This window comes from Marinobacter sp. 3-2, from assembly GCF_003751355.1.
GTDB classification, from domain to species: domain Bacteria; phylum Pseudomonadota; class Gammaproteobacteria; order Pseudomonadales; family Oleiphilaceae; genus Marinobacter; species Marinobacter adhaerens.
In genome coordinates, this window is sequence record NZ_RJUQ01000002.1 from 64675 (window position 1) to 70905 (window position 6231).

The following is a 6231-nucleotide window of genomic DNA, read 5'->3' on the forward strand; positions in this document are numbered from 1 at the left end:
CTTTATTTTCCGTTTTCTGAGACGACCCCATGAGCGATCAATGAGCAACCCCTACCCTATTCAAACCCTCAATCACTCTTACCTGGGCAGTGGCATCTACGAGTTGCTGCGCGAGGCACTGATCACCGGGCGTTTCCAGCCCGATGACCGCCTGCGCATCCGCGACCTGGCCGAACAACTGGGCACCAGCGTCACACCGGTGCGCGACGCGATCCTGCAACTGGCCAAGGAACAGGCGCTGATCCTCAAGACCCCGCGTGACATCCGCGTACCCATCCTCACCGCCGCGCAATACGGCGAGATCCGCAGCATCCGCCTGGCGCTTGAAGGCCTGGCTGCGGAGACGGCCGCCGCGCTGGTGACCGACAGCGAACTCGCAGACCTGCAAGCCTGCATCGAAAACAACATCGCCGCGATCAACGCCCAGGACTTGCAAGCCGCTCTCAAGTGCAATCAGCAATTTCACTACGCGCTGACCACCATCGCGCGCATGCCGGTGCTGGCGGGTTTGCTCGATAGCCTGTGGATGCGCACCGGCCCACTGATCGCCCGTGCCTATGGCAACTTCAACGAGCGCATGGCCATCGACCATCACTGGGAAGTGCTCGACGCACTCAAGCGCCGCGATGGCGCGGCGGCACGGGCGGCCATCTGCCGTGACATTCTCGATGGCAACGAGAAGATGCTCGAGTACATCGAGATGGCGCAGGCGGACTGATTGGCAGTCAATTCGACTGTTGACGAAACATAGATGACCAGTTAGTTTATTAAAACTTTCTCATCACTGGATGTCTCTGTCATGGCTCGCCCGGTCAACCTCGAAGTCAGATCCCGTTTGCTGTCGATTGGCCGCCAGGTGGTTCACAACCGTGGCTTCAACGGCTGCGGCGTCCAGGACATCACCGCCGCTGCCGAGATTCCCAAGGGCTCTTTCTACAACTACTTCGCCAGCAAGGAAGACTTCGCGGCAGAGATCCTCGAGGAATACTGGACCTCGATCGAAACCCGCCACGGGCCGATCTTCTACGACGCCCGGGTCAAGCCGCTGGAGCGCATCGGCCAGTTCTTCCAGGCCCTGGTGCTCGAGCACGGCGAGCATGAATACAGCCTGGGTTGCCTGATTGGCAACCTGTCCCTGGAAATGTCCAATGGCAGCGAACAAACCCGCAAGCGTCTGGCCGATGTGCTGGCGCGCTGGGAAGGTTTGCTCGCGAGCTGCCTGCGTGAAGCGCAGCAGCGCCGCGAACTCTCTGAAACTCACGACGCCGAAGCGCTGGCCAGTGTCATCGTCGAAGGCTGGGAAGGTGCGGTCATGCGCGGCAAGGTCCTGCGCGACGGTGCACCTCTGCAGCGTTTCGTATCGATGGTCTTGCCTCGGCTATTGGAGTGAGTTTTTTTTCCTCATTAATAAGACGACTGGTCATTTATATAAAGCAACATTCACGTCTCATCCACGCAAGCACCCAAGAGGTAAATCGTCATGAGCCATCTGTACGCCGACCCCGCCGAACCCGCACTGCCTGCCACTGGTTTCAAGCTCGACCTGAGCAAAGCCGCCCTGGTGGTCATCGACCCACAGAACGACTTCCTCAGCCCTGCCGGCGCCAGTTGGGCGGTGTTCGGTGAGAGCATCGTCGAGAACAACACCGTCGAAAACCTGGAAAAACTGTTCAAGGCCTTCAAGGCTCACGACCTGCCCGTGGCCGTGTCGCCACACTATTACTACCCGCACGACCACGACTGGCATTTTGGCGGTCCGCTGGAAAAGGTCATGCACAGCATCTGCATGTTCGATCGCAAGGGACCGAACACCCTGGAAAACTTCGAAGGCTCCGGCGCCGATTTCCTCGAGATCTACAAGCCGTACATTCTCGACGGCGAGACCATCATCGCCTCGCCGCACAAGGTCTACGGCCCGGAAACCAACGACCTGGCGCTGCAATTGCGCAAGAAAGGCGTGTCGCAGATCATCCTCGCCGGCATGGCGGCCAACCTTTGCGTGGAATCACACCTGCGCGAACTGCTCGAACAGGGCTTTGAAATAGTCGTGGTACGCGACGCCACCGCCGGCCCGCGCCTGCCGGATGGCGACGGCTACCTGGCGGCCATCATCAATTACCGCTTCCTCGCCCACGGGCTGTGGACCACCGAAGAGACTATCGCGCAACTGCAACCGGCTTGATCGTGCCCGAGCGGCCGGGCATCGCGCCCCCCCGCTCTTTCTCGAGAACCCCCGATGAAAATCCCCGCCCGTTATGAGCATTTCGTTTTCGGCGTCGTTCAATCCGGCCTGACCTGCGCGGTCGCGGCCGCCATCGCCACCACACCCCATGCGCTCGACCTGGCCTTTGCCGGCCGCTGGTTGAACGCGTGGGCGCTGTCGTGGGTATCGATGTTGCCGGTGGTGGTGCTGGCGGCGCCGATGATTCGGCGCGTGGTGAGGCGGATGACGGTGGGCTGAATGACTTGGCTATGACTCACCCAACACACCGCCATCGCGAGCATGCTCGCTCCTACCGGGGGCTTCGGGGCTGCTCGCGACAGGCGCGCAAGCCCGCACCCGACGCACGAAATACTGTGCCCGTTCGCATTTTCGCAATAAACCACTTTTCATCCGCGCATTTGTAGCCGCTTCGTTCACGGACAAGCCGGTACATTAGACCTCCATGGTCCCGCAGAGCGACCGACAACAAAACCTACAGCTCGCCCAAGAAAATCTGCCAACCATTCGGAGTCTTTCCATGAGCACATTGCGCACTACAGCTTTCCAACTCGCGAGTCTGGCCCTGTTCATCGGTAGCGCCACCCAGGCCATGGCCGAGGACATCACGTTCGTATCCCAGGGCGGTGCTTATCAGGAAGCCCAGAGCAAGGCGATCCTGGAGCCTGCGGCGAAAAAGCTCGGTCTGACGCTCAAACAGGACAGCTCGCCCAAGGCCACCCGATCATCAAGACCCAGGTCGAGAGCGGCAAGGTCACCTGGGACGTGGTGGACCTGCCCACTGGCGACTGCATCCGTGGCGAAGCCGAAGGGCTGTTCGAGAAGCTCGACCTTGCGCTGATTCCCAATGCCGCGCAAATACCCGACAGCCTCAAGGACGAATACAGCGTCGGCTACATCAGCTACTCCACGGTGCTGGCGTATCGCACGGACGCGTTCAAAGGCGCGGACGTACCCAAGACCTGGGCCGACTTCTGGGACACCAAAAAATACCCGGGCCAGCGCTCCCTACGTAACCTGCCACGTCCAACCCTGGAAATCGCGCTGCTGGCCGATGGCGTGCCGATGGACAAGCTCTATCCGCTGGACGTCGATCGCGCCTTCCGCAAGCTTGAGCAGATCAAGCCCGACATCGCCACCTGGTGGACGTCCGGCGGGCAGTCGGCGCAGCTGATCAGCGACGGCGAAGTGGACATGATCCAGGCCTGGAACGGCCGTATCACCGCCGTACAGGCCGCCGGCGCACCCGTGGCATTCGACTACAACCAGGGTGTGCTGGAAACCAACTCGTTGTGCGTCCTCAAAGGCTCGCCGCACAAGGTGGCCGCCATGAAATTCGTCAACGAGGCCATCGATGCCAAACTGCAAGCGGCGTTGCCGATGATCATCGACTACGGCCCGCTCAACCCCGAAGCCTTCAAGACCGGGGTAATCCCGGCCGAGCGCGAGGCCAAGCTGCCTTCCGCACCCGGCAACATCTCGCGCCAGGCCCTGCTCTCGGCGCAATGGTGGGCCTCCGAAGCCGGGGTCAAGGCCGAAGAACGCTGGTTGTCCTTCGTCCAGAAAAAATAGCCATCGGCCGTTGCTGCGCCGCAGGCCAGAGGCCTCGGCGCAGGACATGCCGTCTGCCCCCGCGATTTCGACATAAAGCGCTTGCGCACCGGTCAATTGCGTCCACTTCATTCGTTGGCATCCCGGTACATTAGGCCTGAGGGTCCCGCAGAGTGACCTGTGCAGACAACTCGCGCTCGCCTCAAGTACCTGCCCACCATTGGGAGTTCTTCACATGACATTACCCGAGCACCGCACCCTGCTGTCCGCCAGGACGACTGCCACCGCCAGCGCTACCCGTCAGTGCTGGATACCCTCCAGCACTGCGCAGTGACGAGAGGTCATCATGTCCAACGCCTATCTCGCCAAATCCATGCCCGACTCCAGCGACCAGCAGCACCAGCCGCCCATGACCAGCGAAGACGCCCTGGCCCGTGAAGAACGCAAGGAGCACACCTCCATGCTGTTGCTGCTCACCCCGGCGCTGGTCATGGTCGTGGTGCTGTTGATCATGCCGCTGTGCTGGCTGGCCTTTCAGTCGGTCCAGACCGAGGAAGGGTTTTCCCTGGCCAACTACATCCGGATTTTCCAGGAAAGCATTTACTGGGACACCTTCGCCCTGACCTTCAAGATCAGTTTCCTGGTGACGATCCTGTCGATCGTCATGGGCTTCCCCATTGCCTACGCCGCTTCGCGCCTGCAGGGTTTCTGGGCCAACCTGATTCTGATCTGCGTGATCCTGCCGTTCTGGACCAGCGTGCTGGTGCGGGCCTATGCCTGGCTGGTGCTCCTGCAACGCCGCGGACTGGTCAATCAGACGCTGATGGACCTTGGCATCATCGACCAACCCCTGACGCTGATGCACAACACCACTGGCACGGTAATCGGCACCCTGCACGTCATGCTGCCCTTTATGGTCCTGCCGCTGTATTCGGTGATGAAAAAAATCCCCCAGGACCTCATGCAAGCGTCCGAGAGCCTTGGCGCCAAACCCTTCTACACCTTCCGCCGGGTCTTCCTGCCGATGGCAGCGCCGGGGGTCATGGCCGGTTCCATCCTGGTGTTCGTCATCTGCCTAGGCTTCTTCATCACCCCGGAACTGCTCGGCGGTGGCCGCACGATCCTGGTGTCGATGCTGGTGCAACGCAACGTCGAGCTCTATCACGCCTGGGGCGCAGCCAGCGCAGTCGGCCTGGTGCTGCTGTTTGTGGTGTTCCTGATCTTCTGGGGCATCAATCGCTTCATCCCCATCGAACGCATCCTGGGAGCGCGCTAAATGAACCTGCTTGCCAACCTGCGTCACCTTCGCCTGTCCCACGTGCTGTTCACGGTGCTGGTCGCGGCGATCCTGCTGTACCTGATCATCCCGGTGCTGATCGTGGTACCCATGTCGTTCTCCGAGGCGCGCTTCCTGCAATTCCCTCCCAAGCAATGGTCCTTCCACTGGTACGAGGCGTTCTTCAACAGCGTGGAGTGGATGTCGGCGGCGCGGGTCAGTCTGATCACGGCATTTTTCACCATGGCCATCAGCCTGCCGATTGGTATGGCGGCCGCCTACGCCATCAACAACTCCAGCCTGAAGGTGGTGCGTACGCTGCAGATCATCCTGCTGCTGCCGATGATGGTGCCCATCATCCTGATCGCCGCCGGCGTGTTCTTCGTTTACGCCCGGGTCGGCCTGATCAGCACGCTGACCGGCCTGGTGCTGGCGCACATCATGCTCGCCTTGCCCTACGTGATCATCGCGCTGCTGGCCGGTCTGCGTAACTTCGACATGTCCCAGGAAATGGTGGCGCGCAGCCTGGGCATGAACCGCTTTCGCGCCTTCATGGCCGTGACCCTGCCGCAGATCAAGCCCAGTGTGGTCTCGGCGACACTGTTCGCCTTCATCACCTCGCTGGATGAAACTGTGGTGGCGCTGTTCATCTCCGGCGGCGACAACCAGACTCTGACCAAGCGCATGTTCACGGCGCTGCGCGACGAGATCGATCCGACCATTGCCGCTATCAGTTCGATCCTGATCCTGGCGTCGCTGATCCTGGTGGTGATTGCCGGTCGCAACAAACAATAACCAACAACGCACTCCCCCTCTGCAAACACACTTGCCCGCCATTGCGGGCAAGTGTGTTTTTGCGTCCTGACCACGCACGCCCATGCCGACGTGCAGCCCAGCACAGCCTGCCGTCACACGGCTTAATTCAGCATCTATCACCCGTGTCCAGGCCCATCTCGGGGGAACCGCAGAATTCGGAAAAAATCGTACGCTAAGCTAACGGTGTTCTCGTGACAGCTCTTTGACTAGGCTTTCTAAGGCCATTCTGATAGCCCTGACTTCCTGAAAAGCCATGGCTAAAATTTGTGCGGCTAAAAGGGATAACAGATGGTAAAGTAAGTTATCCCTGTCGAGATACTGAAATTCGTTATCCTCGTTTTTCCCAAAACTGTTTTGCCAGTTCGCT

Annotated in this window: 9 protein-coding genes; 8 read left to right on the forward strand and 1 reads right to left on the reverse strand. The window is 60.3% G+C overall.

Annotated features, from left to right (window positions below):
* Nucleotides 1-40 precede the first annotated feature (40 nt).
* From EDB94_RS01210 to EDB94_RS01240, 8 genes are all read left to right on the forward strand, one after another.
* The gene (locus tag EDB94_RS01210; protein ID WP_016487046.1) at nt 41-718 is read left to right on the forward strand and encodes a GntR family transcriptional regulator; all 678 of its coding nucleotides are present in this window, start codon (nt 41-43) and stop codon (nt 716-718) included.
* Nucleotides 719-799: 81 nt separating this feature from the next.
* Nucleotides 800-1390, forward strand: coding sequence for a TetR/AcrR family transcriptional regulator (locus EDB94_RS01215; RefSeq protein ID WP_003465041.1), 591 nt, complete (start codon nt 800-802; stop codon nt 1388-1390).
* Nucleotides 1391-1480: 90 nt separating this feature from the next.
* Nucleotides 1481-2182 carry a cysteine hydrolase family protein gene (locus EDB94_RS01220; protein ID WP_003465039.1) on the forward strand — a complete coding sequence of 234 codons (702 nt, stop codon included), beginning with the start codon at nt 1481-1483 and terminating at the stop codon, nt 2180-2182.
* Nucleotides 2183-2236: 54 nt separating this feature from the next.
* The gene (locus EDB94_RS01225) at nt 2237-2461 is read left to right on the forward strand and encodes a DUF2798 domain-containing protein (protein WP_003465037.1); all 225 of its coding nucleotides are present in this window, start codon (nt 2237-2239) and stop codon (nt 2459-2461) included.
* A gap of 280 nt (nt 2462-2741) precedes the next feature.
* Complete coding sequence (locus EDB94_RS20810) at nt 2742-3062, forward strand: hypothetical protein (RefSeq protein WP_260312492.1); 321 nt, start codon at nt 2742-2744, stop codon at nt 3060-3062.
* Nucleotides 2948-3793 carry an ABC transporter substrate-binding protein gene (locus tag EDB94_RS01230; RefSeq protein WP_260312493.1) on the forward strand — a complete coding sequence of 282 codons (846 nt, stop codon included), beginning with the start codon at nt 2948-2950 and terminating at the stop codon, nt 3791-3793. Before EDB94_RS20810 ends, EDB94_RS01230 begins: the two co-directional genes overlap by 115 nt.
* A gap of 325 nt (nt 3794-4118) precedes the next feature.
* Nucleotides 4119-5048 carry an ABC transporter permease gene (locus tag EDB94_RS01235; RefSeq protein WP_003465031.1) on the forward strand — a complete coding sequence of 310 codons (930 nt, stop codon included), beginning with the start codon at nt 4119-4121 and terminating at the stop codon, nt 5046-5048.
* Entirely contained in the window at nt 5049-5843 is a 795-nt protein-coding gene (locus EDB94_RS01240) for an ABC transporter permease (RefSeq protein WP_003465028.1), read from the forward strand.
* A 198-nt stretch (nt 5844-6041) separates the two neighbouring features.
* On the opposite strand, the gene EDB94_RS20760 is transcribed toward EDB94_RS01240, so the two are convergent.
* On the reverse strand, nt 6042-6231 hold a 190-nt coding region (locus EDB94_RS20760; protein ID WP_221180315.1), incomplete at its 5' end, for a hypothetical protein.

Bases quoted from the DNA above. Each gene is read 5' to 3' on its own strand.
- EDB94_RS01210 (WP_016487046.1), top strand. From the start codon at position 41: ATGAGCAACCCCTACCCTATTCAAACCCTCAATCACTCTTACCTGGGC.
- EDB94_RS01215 (WP_003465041.1), top strand. From the start codon at position 800: ATGGCTCGCCCGGTCAACCTCGAAGTCAGATCCCGTTTGCTGTCGATT.
- EDB94_RS01220 (WP_003465039.1), top strand. From the start codon at position 1,481: ATGAGCCATCTGTACGCCGACCCCGCCGAACCCGCACTGCCTGCCACT.
- EDB94_RS01225 (WP_003465037.1), top strand. From the start codon at position 2,237: ATGAAAATCCCCGCCCGTTATGAGCATTTCGTTTTCGGCGTCGTTCAA.
- EDB94_RS20810 (WP_260312492.1), top strand. From the start codon at position 2,742: ATGAGCACATTGCGCACTACAGCTTTCCAACTCGCGAGTCTGGCCCTG.
- EDB94_RS01235 (WP_003465031.1), top strand. From the start codon at position 4,119: ATGTCCAACGCCTATCTCGCCAAATCCATGCCCGACTCCAGCGACCAG.
- EDB94_RS01240 (WP_003465028.1), top strand. From the start codon at position 5,049: ATGAACCTGCTTGCCAACCTGCGTCACCTTCGCCTGTCCCACGTGCTG.